The sequence below is a fragment of the Micromonospora sp. R77 genome (assembly GCF_022747945.1).
In the GTDB taxonomy this organism is placed as follows: domain Bacteria; phylum Actinomycetota; class Actinomycetes; order Mycobacteriales; family Micromonosporaceae; genus Micromonospora.
Genome location: NZ_JALDST010000001.1, coordinates 478,028 through 494,176, shown reverse-complemented (window position 1 = coordinate 494,176; position 16,149 = coordinate 478,028). Strand labels below are relative to the sequence as shown.

At 68.6% G+C, this 16,149-nt stretch carries 13 protein-coding genes and 4 pseudogenes; 12 read left to right on the top strand and 5 right to left on the bottom strand.

The annotated features are described in order from the left end of the window. Window positions 1-981 (bottom strand): hypothetical protein, encoded by a 981-nt coding sequence (locus MRQ36_RS02160; RefSeq protein ID WP_242792225.1) that lies wholly within the window; start codon window positions 979-981, stop codon window positions 1-3. A gap of 177 nt (window positions 982-1,158) precedes the next feature. On the opposite strand from MRQ36_RS02160, the gene MRQ36_RS02155 reads away from it, so the two are divergent. After that, the gene (locus MRQ36_RS02155; RefSeq protein ID WP_242792223.1) at window positions 1,159-2,115 is read left to right on the top strand and encodes a LysR family transcriptional regulator; all 957 of its coding nucleotides are present in this window, start codon (window positions 1,159-1,161) and stop codon (window positions 2,113-2,115) included. A gap of 41 nt (window positions 2,116-2,156) precedes the next feature. Here MRQ36_RS02155 and MRQ36_RS02150 read toward each other — a convergent pair whose 3' ends face one another. Then, the gene (locus MRQ36_RS02150) at window positions 2,157-2,669 is read right to left on the bottom strand and encodes a transposase family protein (protein WP_308194768.1); all 513 of its coding nucleotides are present in this window, start codon (window positions 2,667-2,669) and stop codon (window positions 2,157-2,159) included. A gap of 106 nt (window positions 2,670-2,775) precedes the next feature. On the opposite strand from MRQ36_RS02150, the pseudogene MRQ36_RS02145 reads away from it, so the two are divergent. The 5 genes and pseudogenes from MRQ36_RS02145 to MRQ36_RS02125 all read left to right on the top strand — a co-directional run. Further along, window positions 2,776-3,141, top strand: a pseudogene (locus MRQ36_RS02145) (glycoside hydrolase family 9 protein); the annotation flags it as partial. A 90-nt stretch (window positions 3,142-3,231) separates the two neighbouring features. Then, window positions 3,232-3,555, top strand: a pseudogene (locus MRQ36_RS02140) (radical SAM protein); the annotation flags it as partial. Beyond that, window positions 3,552-3,734 (top strand): multiple cyclophane-containing RiPP AmcA, encoded by a 183-nt coding sequence (gene amcA, locus MRQ36_RS02135; RefSeq protein WP_242792217.1) that lies wholly within the window; start codon window positions 3,552-3,554, stop codon window positions 3,732-3,734. The pseudogene MRQ36_RS02140 and the gene amcA, both read left to right, overlap by 4 nt. Window positions 3,735-3,799: 65 nt before the next feature. Then, on the top strand, window positions 3,800-4,462 hold the full coding sequence (locus tag MRQ36_RS02130; RefSeq protein WP_242792214.1) for a pentapeptide repeat-containing protein: 663 nt from the start codon (window positions 3,800-3,802) through the stop codon (window positions 4,460-4,462). A gap of 14 nt (window positions 4,463-4,476) precedes the next feature. Next, window positions 4,477-5,046, top strand: a complete 570-nt coding sequence (locus MRQ36_RS02125) for a kinase (RefSeq protein WP_242792211.1) — start codon at window positions 4,477-4,479, stop codon at window positions 5,044-5,046. Between the two features lie 257 nt (window positions 5,047-5,303). Here the strand turns inward: MRQ36_RS02125 and MRQ36_RS02120 are convergent. Together MRQ36_RS02120 and MRQ36_RS02115 are read right to left on the bottom strand one after the other, a co-directional pair. Then, window positions 5,304-5,555 (bottom strand): annotated as a pseudogene (locus tag MRQ36_RS02120) (transposase); the annotation flags it as partial. A 174-nt stretch (window positions 5,556-5,729) separates the two neighbouring features. After that, window positions 5,730-6,599 (bottom strand): replication-relaxation family protein, encoded by an 870-nt coding sequence (locus tag MRQ36_RS02115; protein ID WP_242792208.1) that lies wholly within the window; start codon window positions 6,597-6,599, stop codon window positions 5,730-5,732. Window positions 6,600-9,426: 2,827 nt separating this feature from the next. Here MRQ36_RS02115 and MRQ36_RS34285 point away from each other — a divergent pair. The 4 genes and pseudogenes from MRQ36_RS34285 (at window position 9,427) to MRQ36_RS02100 (ending at window position 13,539) form a co-directional block, all read left to right on the top strand. After that, on the top strand, window positions 9,427-10,188 hold the full coding sequence (locus MRQ36_RS34285) for a helix-turn-helix domain-containing protein (protein ID WP_374249773.1): 762 nt from the start codon (window positions 9,427-9,429) through the stop codon (window positions 10,186-10,188). 884 nt (window positions 10,189-11,072) lie between these two features. After that, window positions 11,073-11,309 (top strand): hypothetical protein, encoded by a 237-nt coding sequence (locus MRQ36_RS02110; protein ID WP_242792204.1) that lies wholly within the window; start codon window positions 11,073-11,075, stop codon window positions 11,307-11,309. Window positions 11,310-11,597: 288 nt separating this feature from the next. Continuing rightward, window positions 11,598-11,702 (top strand): annotated as a pseudogene (locus tag MRQ36_RS02105) (winged helix-turn-helix domain-containing protein); the annotation flags it as partial. A gap of 1,075 nt (window positions 11,703-12,777) precedes the next feature. After that, on the top strand, window positions 12,778-13,539 hold the full coding sequence (locus tag MRQ36_RS02100) for a CAP domain-containing protein (RefSeq protein WP_242792202.1): 762 nt from the start codon (window positions 12,778-12,780) through the stop codon (window positions 13,537-13,539). 3 nt (window positions 13,540-13,542) lie between these two features. Here MRQ36_RS02100 and MRQ36_RS02095 read toward each other — a convergent pair whose 3' ends face one another. Then, window positions 13,543-13,986: a hypothetical protein gene (locus tag MRQ36_RS02095; RefSeq protein WP_242792200.1), complete on the bottom strand. Its 444-nt coding sequence runs from the start codon at window positions 13,984-13,986 to the stop codon at window positions 13,543-13,545. Between the two features lie 150 nt (window positions 13,987-14,136). Between MRQ36_RS02095 and MRQ36_RS02090 the strand changes: the two genes are divergently transcribed. Then, window positions 14,137-14,841, top strand: coding sequence for a response regulator transcription factor (locus tag MRQ36_RS02090; RefSeq protein ID WP_242800790.1), 705 nt, complete (start codon window positions 14,137-14,139; stop codon window positions 14,839-14,841). Continuing rightward, entirely contained in the window at window positions 14,838-16,145 is a 1,308-nt protein-coding gene (locus MRQ36_RS02085; RefSeq protein WP_242792198.1) for a HAMP domain-containing sensor histidine kinase, read from the top strand. The genes MRQ36_RS02090 and MRQ36_RS02085 overlap by 4 nt, the downstream gene beginning before the upstream one ends. Window positions 16,146-16,149 lie beyond the last annotated feature (4 nt).

The following is a 16,149-nucleotide window of genomic DNA, read 5'->3' as shown; positions in this document are numbered from 1 at the left end:
TCAGAACTTCGGTTCTAGGGGGCCCAGCCACACCTTGGAGGCGTTCTCGATGTCGACGGTGCCGTCACCTTTGAGGGCCGTGTCGAACTTGATCGATCCGATTTTGCGGGAGCCGAACTTGGGGATCTTCACGCCGGAGATCTCGATGTCCTCAGGGATGTCCAGGTGGACGTCGACGCCGGCCTGATCGATCTGGTACCGGGCGCCGTCCTGATTGGAGTACTCGAGGCCGTTACGGGGGTTCTGGAAGGAGAAGAAGAGCCCGGGGGGTACGGGGGAGGAGGTGAAGTCGTACTGGATCGGTTTGATCAGATGCTGGGTCACCTTGCCGTCCTGCCAGCAGAATCGTCCCTTGAGCTGGGCGTAGGCGAGGCTGTCGATGACGTTGCGGGAGTCGGAGTTGCCGAGCAGGACGCCATAGGTCACCGCACCGTACTCGCCGGTCACGGTGAAGTCCCGACACTGCTCACCACCCGGCGGCGTGCAGGTCCAGCCGTACGGGTTGCCGGGAAGGCTGATCGGGATGGTGGAAACCCGGGTCACGGTGACGATCGCGCCCGGCTCGATGGTGGCCAGCGCACCGCTGACGCTGGTGCCGCCTTCCGTGATCACTCCGCCGGCGGTCCCCACCGACACCGTCTGCCAGTACGACGTGTAGGAGAAGTTCAGCGGGAGCCCCCACGAGCCGGGGTACCAGTTGTTCGCGGTGATGTAGAAGCTCATGATCGATCCCGGCCAGCGGGGGTCCGGCCGGTCCATCTGGACCTGATAGCAGCCCGGGTCGTACGGCGAGTTGGCGCCGCCGAACTGGAGGCTGACCTGGGTCTGCGACCCAACCTGGAACTGCCTGAGACCATCGGCGCGGGCAGGGGTGGCGCCTCCCAGCCCGATCAGCAGGGTGGCCAGCAGGGTGATGGCGGTGACTCGTAGGCCCCCGCGCACCCATGCCAGAGCGCGGTACGGGGCCGAAAGCACGTGCATGTCGCACCTTCCGTAGTGGAGTGAACCAGCACCATCAAGGGAAGGACAGATATGGCAGAAACCGGAAGTGACAATGTTGCACCACGGCCCGCGCTCCTGCTGCGCGCGGCGCAACTATGCACGTGACCGGGTGGGTACGTTGCTCGGCGTTCATCGATGGGAGGTATAAACAGCGGTGTGCAGTGGCCCGATCTCGAGGCGTTCGCCGAGGTTTCCGAGGAGCTTTCGTTCGGCCGCGCCGCCGAGCGGTTGCACCTGTCACCCTCCGCCGTGGTCCGGCGGATCCAGCGCCTAGAGCGTGACCTGGGGCAGCGGCTACTCGAACGTTCCACGGTGCACGTGGCGCTCACCTCGGCCGGCTCGGCGCTGGCCGCCCGGCTGCCGACCCTGACCGAGCAGTGGCAGCAGGTGATCCGGGAGGTCCGCAGCCCATCGGAGCCGATGCCGCGGCTGCGGCTGGGGCTGATCGAGCTGTGCAGCAGGCGGATGGCTGAGCACATCTCCAGCGGAATGCCGGAGAGGCAGCTGGACTGGCTCACCGACGACGCCGCCGAACTGTCAGCCATGCTGCGGCGGGGGCAGCTGGACATGGCTCTGTTGGCGGCCTTCCCCAGCGAACCGCTGGACGTTCCCGCACCGCTGCACGTGGCCACCGTCGTGCACGAACCGATCTGGGTGCAGATCGGGCGGGCGCACCCACTCGGTGCGGCTGACCTGCTGGAGATGGCACAACTGGACTCCGAGCGGTGGGTGGTCAGCCCGCGTAGTCAGACGCCGTTCGACTGGGAAAGCCGGATTCTCGCGAACTACCCGACGGCAGAGGTGGTACCCACATCGTCCACCGCGGGCCGGCAGCTAATCGACGCAGGGCGGGCGGTCGCCTTCACCAGCGCGCTCGCCCACTCCATACCCCCCTACCGGGTGGTGCCCCTGCACGGCCTGGCCGAGTCGCCCGCGAGGCATCTCTACCTGGCGTGGGACCCGGCCCTGGCCGGTGGGCAGTTGCCGGACCGGGTGTTGGGCCTTGTGCGCGGCCTCTATCGATCGCAGGCCCGCCGGTCGCCAGCGTACTGGGACTGGATTTGCCGGCATCCGGCGGCGTTCCCCGGGATCGCCGACGAATCAATGGGCTAACGACCTCGTGCGTGGTCGGCGATAGCGGGAGCTGCGCCGTTTCATCGGAGGTGGGGTGCGGCGGGTAGGGCACGGATTCGTTCAGGGTGGTGTTCGGTGCGGTCGGTGTGTTGGTGGTCGGACAGGAGCCCGGCGATGGTGCGCATGGTGGTGTCGAAGGACTCGCGTCGGCCGTGGTAGCGGCCGAGGATCCGCCAGTTCTTGAGGTGTCCGATGGCGTGCTCGACCCGGATGCGCTGGGAGGAGTGCCGTTTGCGTGCCGCCTCGTGGGCGGCGATGACGCTCGGTGGCAGGGTGGTTTGACGTTTGCGCGGCTTGGGTCTGGGGGTGATGACCGCGCCGTTGGTGTCGGTGCCGAGGCCCTGGTAGCCGGCGCCGGCCAGGATCTGCACGCCCAGGGGCGCGTTCAGGAGAAGGCCGACCAGACCAGCGGTGCGGGCCTGGGTGAGGTCATGCATCGAACCGGGACGTGTCTCGCCGCAGAACAGCAGCCGACCGAGCGGATCGCAGATCACCAAGGCTTTGATGGTGTTGAGTCGGGCCTTACCGGACACGAATCGGTCTCAGCCGGCTCGACCCGCGATCGGCCGGCGCACGCGGACTTCGGTGGCGTCCATCAACGCCTGCGGGTGGTGCCCGAGGTAGCCACGCCCTACCTCGTTGACCAAGCCCTCAAGCACGGAGCGGGACAGGCCCGCGCCGGTCAGCACCGCGGCGACGCTGAACCTCGCGGCGACCGCCGCGCAGGCGTCGCGGCTGTGGAAGCCGTACGACGCGGCCTTCTCCGGCCGCGCGCTAGCCGCCGCCGAGAAGGCGTACGCCGCCGCGAAGGCCAACCCGAACCGGCTGGCGCCGGGCACGGACAACGTCGGCGGTGGCCCGTACGAGGACGCGGGTGTCGGTGACGAGTTCTACTGGGCGGCCGCGGAGCTGTACGCGACCACCGGGGCGGCCGGCTACCGCGCTGACGTCACCGGTTCGCCCTACTACATGGGCGTCAGCTTCAATACCCGTGGCTACGACTGGAACTGGACCGGGGGGCTCGGTGACACCACCCTCGCGCTGGTGCCGACCGGCCTGCCGGCCGGAGAGGTCGCCGCCACCCGGTCGGCGATCGTGGCGCTGCTGTCACCGGAGCTGCTCGGCATCACCGAGCCGCGATACGGCGACTTCATCGCCGGCAACGTCCTCCATCAGCCCATCACCGCCATGCTCGCCCGCGCCGGCGACCTGGACTACGTCGCCGAGTTCGTCACGGCCCTCAACGACTGTGCCGATCACTGCGCCTTCTACGGCTTCTGCCGGGGCACCCAGGCCGGCAACCGCTACTTCGAGCACGCGACGTTCACCACCCGCGAGACCACCTACTGCCGAACCACCCGTCAGGCCCTCGTCCGTGCGGCTGCGGATCACCTCACCCCTCAAGGAGGAACCTCATGACCAACGCTCTCGCGGTCCTCGTCAACGCCGCACCCGAGCAACTCGCCCGCCTCGGCGTCGACCCGCAGCGGTCGGTAGCGTCGATCGACGCGGCGAAGTTCGACAACCGGCCCACCTGGGACAACCGCGGAAAGTTCGACAGCCGACCCGGCTGGGACAACTGGAACAAGAAGAAGTAGCCGCCCCCACCAGGGGGACCCGCGGGGTGGCGTGCCCACCCCGCGCCCGCACAGGTTGAGGACACATGCGCACCAGCACGATCGGCGATGTGAAGGTCCTGTTGCCGGACCTCGAGCCGGAAGACCTCGACACCACGACGGACTTGGCCGACAGCCTCACCGAGGTCCTGGTTGAGGGCGCAGCGTGGCGCGGCGTGCACCTTGAAGACGTCAGCATCCGCAGCAGCCTGATCACCGGTGTGGACCTGAGCGAGAGCACGTGGGAAGCCGGCAGCCTCTTCGGCTGCGAGATCACCCGCACCGACTTCTCCGGAGCGACCCTGACCGGCATCACCATCGAACGGTGCGCGATCACCGGCTCCCGGTTCACCGGCACCAGACTCACCGACGTCCGCCTCAAGGACGTTCTGTTCGACGGCTGCCGATTCGACTACGCCACCTTCCACCGCGTCGCCGCCGCCGGCTCGGTCGCATTCACCGACTGCACTCTCACCAACGGCGCGTGGTCTTCCTGCCGGCTACCGCGCGTCGCACTGCGGTCATGTGACCTCGCCGGCCTGGAACTGGACTCCTGCCACCTCGACGGGGCCGACCTGCGGGGCAGCCGCCTCCACGGGCTCAAGACGCCGCTGGACAACCTACGCGGCGTCACCCTCGGTGAGGACCAACTTCCTGACCTCACCCAGCTGACCGTCGCCGCCCTCAACCTCACCGTGCGCAACACCTGAAGCGAGGAGGCATCGTGCGCGCTGAACCCACGGGCAGCCCGGACACGATCCTCGTCTGCATCCGGGGCAACTCCGGCTCCGGCAAGAGCAGCATCGCCCGGAAGCTACGGCGCCGGCACGGCCGGGGCTGCGCCCTCGTCGAGCAGGACTACCTGCGCCGCATCCTGCTGCGCGAACGGGACCTGCCCGGCGGCGCCGCACCCGCCCTGATCGCGCAGACCGCTCGGTTCGCCCTCGACCACGGCTACCACGTGGTCTTGGAAGGCATTATGCACAGCAGCCGCTACCGCAGCATGCTGACCGCCCTGCGGGACGACCACCGCGGCCGGTCACTGTTCTGCTACCTCGACGTCTCCCTTGCCGAGACCCTGCGCCGGCACCTCACCCGCCCACAGGCCAGCGAGTTCACCGCGAAGCACATGAGCGGCTGGTACGCCGCCCATGACGTCCTGGGCTGGCCCGACGAACTCGTCCTACCCGAGACCACCGGACTGAACGAGGCCGTCAAGACCATCGCAGCTGCCGCCGGGCTACCCCAGACCGGACGCGACGACGACCAGCTACCGAACATTCCGTCCCCGTAGAGCAGCTAAGCAGGCTACCGGTGCCCCCGTTCCGCGCGCACCGTTCGCAAACGTCGGTCCCGAGTGGTCAGACAGCCCGTCAAGCACGGCGACTGCGACGACGTCCAGATCGCACTACCGCGCCCGCCTGAGCCAGCTCTTGATGGCATCGAAGTCGTGCTCGGTCAACCCGCGACGTGGGTCGACCCTATGCAGCAGGGCCGGGCCGTGGTGATGAGTCGACGCCCACTGCTGATCGGCGTGGGAGATCTCGCGTCGACGACTTTGTCGGTGATCGTGGAGATCGTCTCTCTGGCCACGTCCGCGCCGTACACCTCGGCCAGGTGGGCCTGGATCTCGCCGGTCGTCAATCCCATGGCCGACAGCGAGGTCACCATGTCCTCGACCCCGGGTAACCGGCGCTGGCGCTGGCGCTCGATCTGCGGCTCGAACGTGCCGTCCCGAGCCCGGGTCACCTCAATCTGCACCGGCCCGACGTCGGTCAGCACCGTCTTACCCCGCACCCCGTTGTGGGATCCACGCTCATTTCATACCCAAGGTCAAGTCGGGGAGCAGGCCTCCGATGTCCGGCGAGGATTTCGGCATTCAGAGGTGTGGATGCTGTCGGGCTGCGGGGAGGATTCGACAGCTGGCGCTCGGTGGGTGCGAGGGTCCTGCGGCGGGTCGGCGGAGGTCGATGTCAATTAGTCGAGGCTGCCGTGGCTGTTGTCCGGGATGGTGGTGGCGAGGTCGGCGAGGGTGAGTGGCCCGGGGTGGCCGTGGAGGTGCCAGACCGGTCCTGCTGGTCCGTGGGTGGCGTGGTCGCGGCTGGCGGTGGCGACGGGTACGGGCACTCGAATGGTGGTGAGGTGTTGGTGGAGGTGGTGGGCGCGAGTGGCGGAGTGGAGCCAGAACAGCACAGGCCAGCGGGGTCCGCCGGCGTCGACGAGGCGGGCATAGCCGATGAGTTTGCGCATGAGTTCGGCGAGGGGTTCGGTGCCTGTGTCGTGTTCGAGGAAGAACGGCACCTGAGCGCGGGGGGTAGTCCAGATGCCGTGTCCGTCGGGGCGGATCGGGGCGGCCAAGGCGTGTAGGGCGACGGGGTCGCCGGGGCGGGCGAACGCGCCGGTTTGGGCGCAGCGGGATTCGGGCCACCAGCGGGTGAGGGTGTGGTCGGGGTGGGTGCGGGCGTGGCCAGCGAGGTCGGTGAAGAAGCTGTTGACGCCGAGGCGGTGGCCGAGGGTGCGGGCGGCGGTCCACCGCCGCCGGTTGGTCTTGGCGTGGCCGGGGCGGGGTGGTGGTTGGTCGCGTTGGGCGGCGACGATCTCCGCGCCGAGTTGATCGATGACGTAATGGAACGGGAACGAGCCGCCGTCGGGACGAAAGGGCCGGAACCGGTCCACGACGTGCAGGGCGGTGAGGCGTGTGAGGCGGTGTTGGGCGTAGTCCAGGGAGGGGAACAGGGCGTGGGCGAGCTGCGGTGTGGTGAACACGCCGTGGTCGGTGAGCCATTGAAGCAGGAGGTGGTCGCGGGCGGTCAGGACGGACTGCACGCGCAGGACCTGGTCGGGCACGAGGTTCCCTTTCGGATGTGCGTTTGGGGGAGATGACACCGCAGGTGTCTCTGAGCAGCGGTCGGATCGGTCAGGCCTGGGTTGGCCTGCACTGACGGACGCGGGGACCCGTCCGTGTCGCGGTCCACCTGAAGACGGACCGCGAAACGGCAGGCAGCACGGACCGCAGCAGGGACAGCAAGGCCGGAAGCCGATGGGGCCACCCATGCGGGGCTGGCCTCCTCGCATTGGCCGCGGGCACTCCGATTGCCCTGCCGGGGGGCACTGTGGCGTGAGGGGTTGCCGGGCTTCTGCGCTTCGGAGGGCCGCCGTTCCGGGCGAGACAGCTGCACTGCGGACGTGGATCGGGGTGGGTCATACCCCGCAGATGGCAGCACCTGCGGAGCGGCTTGGTAAGGGCGGCGGTGGGGAGCCGCTGGCCTCGCGATACGTGTCCCGCACCCTCTAAACGGCGTTTGTGTGCTCTGACGAACGCCCTCCCTCTCTCACAGAGCTCTCACAGGGCTCCCACAGTCCCTCACAGTGTCCACACAACCCTGATCCGGCATGGTTTGGGAGGGGCTGATCACGGCTAGCGGACTGCGGCCGGACGAAGTGGCTGCGGGCGGATCCGGCGACCAGTAGGGGCGCCGTTGGAGGTGTCGGCCAGTCCGTCCGGGAGTCCGCGACTTCTGTCGACCAGAACCGTTCACCGGCCGGTGGACTGTCAATCGGCGTAGCGGGAGGCAGGGGTCAGTGCCGGCACGACCCGTCCAGCGACCCTCGCCTGTCCTTGGCGAGCCGTTCTGCGCCCAACAGGCCGTCCGCCGGATGACCTCTGTCATCCGGCGCCGGACACCGAATGTCAGACGCCGAGTCCTGCGACCGACGGTGACAGCGGGGCTGGGCGGACAGCTGATCAGGGACGTGGTGGCAGGCATTCTCTCGGTTGTCCGGCCTAGCCACGGCTCCGTCGGGATGACAACACCCCGCCGTCTCGCTCGCCCGGCGCGTCATGCCGGCGTGCTACCGGTTCCGGCACGGACCCGCACCCGGGTTCGCGGCGCGCCGATCCCGATGTCAAGTGCGGGCGGGGCGATGTCAACGAAGAACGCCGATGAACATGATGTCCTCCAGGGAGGTGGTGGTCACGGCCGTGACGACACGCTCGCTGACAAGACCCCCGTGTTACATGTCGGAGGCCGTCGTCCGTCCATGGCCGCCGACGGACATCGCGGGCACGTGCCCGGTCCGATGTCTTGCCGGGCAGGGCTGGGACAGTGTGGCCGTCCGTGTGTCAGAGGTGTCCGACGGCATCCGACCGGCCACAAGCGCGGCCGGGCCTGTGTTGACCGCATCGCTGTGACACCGCCGGGGTCATTTGGCCGGTCCGTCAACCGTCTATTGGACATGGCGTTCTTCGCGACAGGCGGACATGTCGTGGCGATGGGGCCATCGGCTGGCATCAGTGCGTGTCCTGTTGCCTGGCTCTCGTGGCCATCTGGCATGTCGGTGCCGCGACGGCGTGTCAGTGGCCCCGTGCGGGGTGGCCAGGAACCGGCCGCGACCCGGCATGTCATCGAAACCTCGTTCGCTGCCACGGTGACTGGCGTGGGGACGGTGCGCTGCCGGCTCGGGGGTCAGCGTGTGGTGGGACGCGCGGTTCTGTGAGCCGTTGTGAGCCGCTGTGAGTGGCGCAGGTGTTCACCAGAGCACACAAACGCCGGTTTGGAAGTGTCGCCGACACCCGCGCGGTGTGGAGCCAACATCGACATGAGCGATCACCGAGGCGATCCCGTATCGCGCACCGGCAGGCCTAACCACCCCGGCCACCCGGCAGACGCGGGGGCGACTCCAGCAACTCCTCACCTGCCCGTTCCGGCACCCCGTTGATCAGACCGACATCCGCACCCGGGCGCTTGCCCCCACCCCGGTACAACGCACCCATCCCGTCCGCCCGTGCTCATTGTCGAGGAGATGACCATGCGACTGCTTCGACCTGCGCGACCGCGCTCTGCTGCGCCGTCCGATGCCACCAAGTGGAGGGTTGTATGGACAGCCGAGGGATATCCCCGCCAGGACAGCCTTAGACAGCGGCGACTCGCGGTTCTCAATCGGCGGCCAGGGCGTCCAGGAGGAGCGGGGCGGCCATACCGCTCGAACCACCGGGCGTCGTCATGGGCCAAGCCACACCCGGACCCCACCGATAGTCCAGATGATCTAGCCCGGACGCTCGAGAACCCTAAGGCTTATGGGTCTGCCCGCCGGCCTGGGTCATCGACCCCACGCTGGATCTACCACGAACCGGAGCGCTGCGCGTCCTCGGTAGCGGCGTCGTACCCGCCCAGGCGGCCGCTGCCCTGCATCTTCTCCTGGGCCGCCACCGCTGAGGCCCACCCGCCACCCGAGAACTCTTCGCCGGCCCGTACGACCGCGCCGCGAAAAGTCCTTGGCTGGGCACGCGGTGAGCCCAGCGGCCCTCCGGTACCTCGCTGTACCGGGCGGCTGAAGCACCACCTCGACGGCCCCACCTCGGGGCGGAGATGGCGGTCGCTATGCCGCAGTCCCACAGCACGACTTGACCTTGGTGGCGAAGGCAGACATCAATCAGTCGCCGCCCGTTCAGGACGGCAGGGGCGAGCCCTGCACTCGTCATCTACTTACGGACAAAGGGAGAAAGATCGATGCGACAGCGGTCACCCCTCACTGCAGCCGTGCGACCGACAACAGCCAGCGGCACGGGACTCGCCTCAGTTGCCTACGCCCACCGCCGTATCCCGCTGCTGGACCTGAAAGGCCGGCGTTGCGGGACCAGCACGCGACGAACCGACATGTCGAAGGCGGCGTGATGAGCGTCGAGGCTGTCACCTGGGCGCTCGCCCACGCACCGGACGTTCCCCCGTCCTGCCTCGCCGTGCTCATCGGCTTGGCCAACCACGCCGACGATGCCGGCCGAGGCGCTTTCCCTCGCCAAGAACGCCTCGCCTTCTACGCCCGCAAAACAGTCCGATCCGTGCAAAGCGACTTGAAAACCCTTGAAAAGCTCGGTCTGATCCGCCGTGGCGACCAAAGCCGCGCCGCCTTCCTGGCGGCCGACCGCCGACCTGTCGTCTGGGACCTGGCGCTGGACCGCCGCCGGCCGCTACCCGGCTCCCAGGAACCTCTCGCGCAACCTCAGCCGGGCGAGTGCCAGCAACCACACCGGAACGACGAGGCCCGGACAGCCGGTCTGACAACCGGGACCAAGCGGGGCACAGCACCGTTCTCCATGGGACAAGGCAGCGCCCTCGACCGGGCGTTGCCGACGTCCAAACAGGGTGAAGCCCACCCCCGGACGGGGCGAAGCCCACTACCTGACGGGGTGAAGCCGACGTCCAGACGGGGTGAAGCCCACTACCTGACGACACGAAGCACGCGACCGAACGGCACGAAGCGTGCTTCAGACGAACCGTCCTTAACCATCAAAGAAATATCCGCGCGTCCGCGCGCACGAACCGCCACCGGCGCTTCCGCCGACAGCCGTCGCGCCGACCAATGCGCTCGACACCGGGGCAGTCCCGCCCGCAACTGCGGCCCCTGCCGCGCCGAGACACTCGGCGGTGTGGCGTGATCCAGCGGCCCGCCGTCGGCCGTCGCGCCGCAACAGCGGTGCCGAACCAGCGGCCCACCTGCCCATTGTCGACGCTAAAGCATCTGGCGATTGGGCTCGGGGGTCAAATCCTGCCACGCCGGCTACTCGGTGCTGTTCGGCACCGCCAGCAACTGGATCATCCGGCGCCCTACGGCTCACCAGGCCAACCGAACAAGCCGCCGCCACCTTGATCCGCTACGACCGCCTGCGTCGAAGAACACCCAGTGCGACCCGACCTCAGCTCATCAATTCCCGCTGCATCACCGCCGGACCCGATCCCGCAGCCGACCTCACTCGGAGGTACCAACCGTGACCCTGCCCGACATCGCCGCCGCGCTCCGCGACCCTGCACGTCTCCAACGGCTAACAGCAGGACCTGACCAAGGTCGTCATCCAGGACGCCGAGAGCGCCCGAGCCGAGTTCCGCGCCCTGACCACCGGAGCCAACAACCCCTTGCCAACCGCACTGGGCAACTACGCCCAGGAACCGTCAAGCTCCGCGACGGCTCATGGCTGCTCGCCGAAGCCGGCGGCATCCTCGCCGAGTACGCCCGAGCAATCGGCATCGACATGCCGCCACGGCAGCCGACCGAGGGCAAGCGGAAGGTCGAGCCGATTCCCGACGAGCAGAGCGACATCGGTCCCCGCCAACCCGGCGCCCAATGTGCTGTCGCCAGCCGACGAGCCAGTACCGCGCGACCCGTCGGCTAGCGGACCCTCTGATGCGCCAGCTCGGGTCGCGCGAGGGCAGCCATCACCGGCGGGTGCTGGAGTCGTCCCCGGTGGTCCGGAAGACGACCCTCCCGCCACACCGCCAGCTAGCCCACAGTCGATCGAGTGTGTACACCTCCGGCGCTTGGCTGGTGGAAACAATCCTGCAACGCTGTATTACGGTTTCTTCGTTCCTCCGCGCCAGCGGGGTGGTGGGTGACGCGATGGTCTACCGGGTCTATCCGCGCTCGTTCAGCGACGGCGAGGTGGCGGAGTCGGTGACCTCCGGGCATCACCTACGCCTGCCGCACCTGGCCGAACTCGGCGTGGACGCGATTGGCTCAGCCCGTTCTATCCCTCCGGCGGCGTCGACGGCGGGTACGACGTGATTGACTCGCCGAGATACACCAGGGTTTCAGCTTCGACTCCCTCGGCACCGTCTGGGACCCCGACCGGCAAGCGCCGCGATCGAGGAGTCGATGGCCGCGTACCACGGCGTGGGTGCAACGACCACCTCGGTGCTGTCCAGTCACGACACGGCGCGGCGCGCCACCTAGTTCGGCTTCCTCGCCGGTGCCGCTATTCTCGAACATGATCGACGCCGACGACCCGCAGCCGGGGTGCCCCGCTGAGGCTGCGCCGGGCCCGTTTGGCGCGCCACGACGAGACCGGGCGACCTGCGCCAGTTCATGGCGCAGTTGCGCCACAAGATCGAGGACGGCCCCGCCAGGCCGCAGCACCTCATCACCGAACCCGGCATGGGCTACCGCTTCCGTGCCTGACGCTCCGAGAGCAGTCGCCCGGCGACCGCCGCTCGCGGGTCAGGCCCGGTGGCAGCGCCGCCCAGTACGTGGTTGCTCGCCGACCGCCGGTGGTGGCGCGACGACCGCCGTACGTTGATCGGTTGGCGTCGGCGCCATGACCACGGCCGGCGGGGGTGTTCCTGTTCGGCGGCCGTGTTCGCCTTTGCGTCGTTCGAGCTGATCAGGGCGACGACGTGATGCCGAACCTCAGCCGGCCGAGTGCGGCCACCCGCGATGATCGCCAGGCGTCGACCGCTCGTCGGCGTCGCCCTGCCCCGGGGGAACGGGAGTGTCTGGCCGCTCCTTCCGTATCCGCCGCGGGAGGGGAGCCGCTGGAGGCTTTCCCGTCGATTTACAGCTCCACGACCGGCTTTGCACGGTGTGATGCCCCTTCTTGTCGGACAGGTGGACACGGGTTGCCCGGGCGCGAGGCAGCCCGCCGCCAATGCGGCCACCGGGTCGATCGCCTGCGCTGCTGCGCCAGCCGAGTCAGTCTTGCCAAGGGAATGCGGCTGGCGAAGCTGATTTCGATTCTCGTTACCTTCGCTGGATGCATTCTTCAGGTCTCGCCTTCTCACTCCCGGGTCAGTGATCGCGCCTGATGCGTTCCGTCGCCTAAGACAAACGTGAGGTTCGGTGGCCGACAACGGGGCAGGACGGGCGAAGCGACTCGCCATTCTCAGGCAATCAACAAGCAGCCGTCTTTCTGCGGGCCCCGGCCGGTACCGTCTGGGCCGCTCACCTCTCCGACAGGTCGAGATGGCGGTCCGTCGGAGGGTGACGGAGGAGAAACACCGATGGAGGACCGGACGGTATGAACAGCAGGGATCATGGACACCGCAGCATGTCCGACCGGCCTACGGACTACGCCGCAGCAGCGACGGGGCAGGGCCGTCACCTCGAAGATGAGGAGTTCTCCGCCTCAGGTGCGCCGCCGTGGCGGTCGAACTGGACGGAGTTCGACCCGCGCCTCGCGGAGTTGGGCGTGCTGCCGCCTCCGGCTGATCGGTCCGGGGCGTTGCCGTCCGGGAAGCCTGCTTCGTGGAGGCGGCTGGTGTTCCTCGCCGGCGTGGCGGTGTTCGTGGTGGCGATGGCGGCCGGGGCTCAGACGATGCTCACCGGACTGGAACCGAGGAAACAGCCGACCACCGTATGGTCGGCAGCACCCGAATCGACTGCGCCGCAGGCCGCCGACCGGGTGGTCCCCGGCATCTCTGTGAGCGCGGCGGCCCCATCGACCACTGCCAGCTCCGTACCGTCGACGAGCAGTCTGCCCGATGAGCCGGTGGCCTCCCCCACGCCGGTGCCGGCGAAGAGCCAGTCACCGCGCACAGGTAGTCGCCCTGTCGAGTCCGGCGGACCAGTTCGACCCGGTAGGCCGCAGGTGACCGGTGGTTCGTCCAGGCCCGGTGGGACGAGTGCCGGGCAGGTCAATGCCGAGGCCGAACGATGGTCGCTCACACTGCTCAACGAGGAACGGGCCAAGGTGGGTCTGCCGCCGGTGGCGCAGGAGGGGGACCTCAGCCAGTTCGCCCGCAGGTGGGCCGAACTCATGCGCCGGACCTCGTTCCACCACTCCGGGAGCGAACGGGACTACCTGGTACGCGGCCAGCGAACCACTACCAGCGAGAACATCGTCTGGTGGAGCGACGGTGACCTCAATGCCGAGCAGGCCGCGCGCAGGCTGCAGGATATGTGGCGGACGAGCCCCGGGCACTACAAGAATCAGACGACTCGGGAGTGGACCGAGGTCGGCGTCGGCCTTTACCACGACAGCAGCGGGTGGTGGGGTGTGCATGTCTTTTCGAACGGCTGACAGTCAGCCACCCAGTGGGGTCACGGTGACGAAGGGTCGGCCCTCCCACCAGAGAGCATCGATCATGATCACCCGGTCGCGGGAGATGAACCGCAGGAGCAGCCGGTCCGGGCTGCTCTGCTCGACGTTCACCGAGTAGCCGGGGTTGGGCGTCGCCGAGCCGAGAATCATCTTGCCGGAGACCGCCCGGATGGTCGTCTGTCCTCCCTCGACCTCGAACCGACGGACGTAGGAGTATGTGCCGTCCTTCTCCCTGACCTGCTTCCACCCGTCGCGGGACGGCTGGTCGGCCGGTCGGGTGGGTGACTTGCCCGGTGACCGGGTCTGACGGGGAGTCGCGGTGGTCGTGGGTGATGGCGCTGCGACGCTGGGCGCGGGGCTCGACGACGGGGTGGCTCGGGCGTTCCTGGCCATCTGGTGCAGTTCGGCCTGTGTCAGCGTCTGCACCCGGTGGGGGACTGCAGCATCTCGTACGGGACCGAGCCCGTACCACACGACGGCCGTGCTGGCCGAGGTGAAGGCGGCCCAGGCAGCTACGACACCGACGGTTCGCCATCCACGCATCCGAACACCCTGACACATCGAAAGGCTGACGTCATGCCGCTGGTGCTGATCGTCGAAGACGACCCCTCCGTACGACGGGCTCTCACCCTGGCGCTGACCAAGGCCGACTACCTCGTGCAGCCGGCGACGACAGCGATGGAGGCGCTCACGTTGACCATGTCCGTCAAGCCGTCGGTGATCGTGCTGGACCTCGGGCTGCCGGACATGGACGGGGCCGACGCACTGGTGATGATCAGAGCCGTCAGCTCGGTGCCGGTGATCGTGGCCACCGCCCGCCGGGCCGAACACGACATCGTGCGCCTGCTGAACGCCGGTGCGGACGACTACGTGACCAAGCCCTTCTCCGCAGCGCAGTTGCTGGCCCGGATCGCGGCGGTCCTGCGCCGAGGCGGCTCCGGCACGCCACGCCGGGACCTCGATCCGCCGCTGTCCGAGATCGTGGCGGTCGGGCCGTTACGGATCGATCCGAACACTCGTTCGGTCCTGTTCCACGGCAGCCCGATGACGCTGACCCGTAAGGAGTTCGAGCTGCTGCGCTACCTGGCGGAACGTGCGGACCGGGTGATCACCCGCGAGGAGTTGTACCTGTCGATCTGGAAGCAACCGCTGATGAGGGGTGATCAGACGCTCGCCACTCACACCTCCATCCTGCGGCGGAAGCTGGGCGAGTCCGCCGCCCGGCCCGGCATGCTACGGACGATCCGTGGTGTCGGGCTGATGCTGACCAGTTCGCCTTGAGAAGCCGACTGGTTCGCGGCGCGCTGGCGGTCACCTCCATGGTGGCCATCGCCTTCCTCGTCCCGCTGGCCCTCCTGGCCGGCCAGATCGCCCACGACCGGGCGATCGCCGACGCCCGCGGTGAGACGGCGGTCGTCATCGCCGCGGTCACGGTTACCGAGGACCGCGCGGTGCTGGAGCGCGTGGTGGCGAGCACCCCTGCCGGTGCCGATGGCCGGCTCGCGTTGCATCTTCCGGACGAGGAGCCGATCGGTGTGCCGCGCGCTGAGCCAGCTGATCTGCGGCTCGTCATGGACACCGGGCAGCCGCTGACCGCCGACGTCCCCGACGGCGTGGTCTTCCTGCAGCCGTCGACCTTCGCGCCGGGCCGGATCGGGGTCATCGAGGTCTGGGTGCCGCGGACCGAGTTGGAGCGCGGGGTAGGTCCGGCGCGGTTGTCCATGGTGGTGCTGGCGGCCGTGCTGGTGGCCAGCTCGACCGTCCTGGCCGATCGGCTCGCTGCAGGCCCGGTCACGGCGGCGCGGCACCTGGCCGCGGCGGCCCGGCGGATCGGTCAGCACGACCTGCAGGCCCGCGTCGAGCCGTCCGGACCGGCCGAGTTGGCCGAGGTCGGTAGGACGTTCAATCTCATGGCGGAGCGCCTCCACGCTCTGCTGTTGAAGGAACGGGAACGTGCCGCAGATCTGTCGCACCGGTTACGGACACCGATGACGGCGCTGCGCCTGGACGCGGAGTCCCTCGCCGGCGGCACCCTCCAGCAGCGGTTGATCGAGGGCATCGACGCGATCGAGGCCGAGGTCGACGCGATCATCACGGCGGCGCGAAATCCGGGTACGGCCGGTAGCGCCGAGGGCTGTGACCTGGCCGAGGTGGTCAACGACCGGCTGTCGTTCTGGGCCCTTCCCGCCGAACACCAGCAGCGGCAGTGGCAGTGGCGTGGTGGCACGACGCCCGTGCCGGTACCGGTACCACGGGCGGAGCTGGTGAGCGCCGTCGACGCACTGCTCGGCAACATTTTCCGGCACACTCCGGCCGGTACACCGTTCCGGGTGACCGTCACGGCGCGGGCCCTCGTCGTCGAGGACGGCGGACCCGGTATCACCGACGCCGACCAGGCGGTGCAGCGTGGAGTGAGCGGAGCCGCGTCGAGCGGCCTGGGCCTCGACATCGTGCATCGGATGTGTACGCACGCGAGCGGTCGGCTGGAGATCGGGAGAAGCAGGGAGCTGGGTGGCGCCCGGATCGTCCTGAGCTTTCCGCTGCCGCCTCGTCAGACGACGCTGGACCGGTCATCACGCGGTTGAAGTT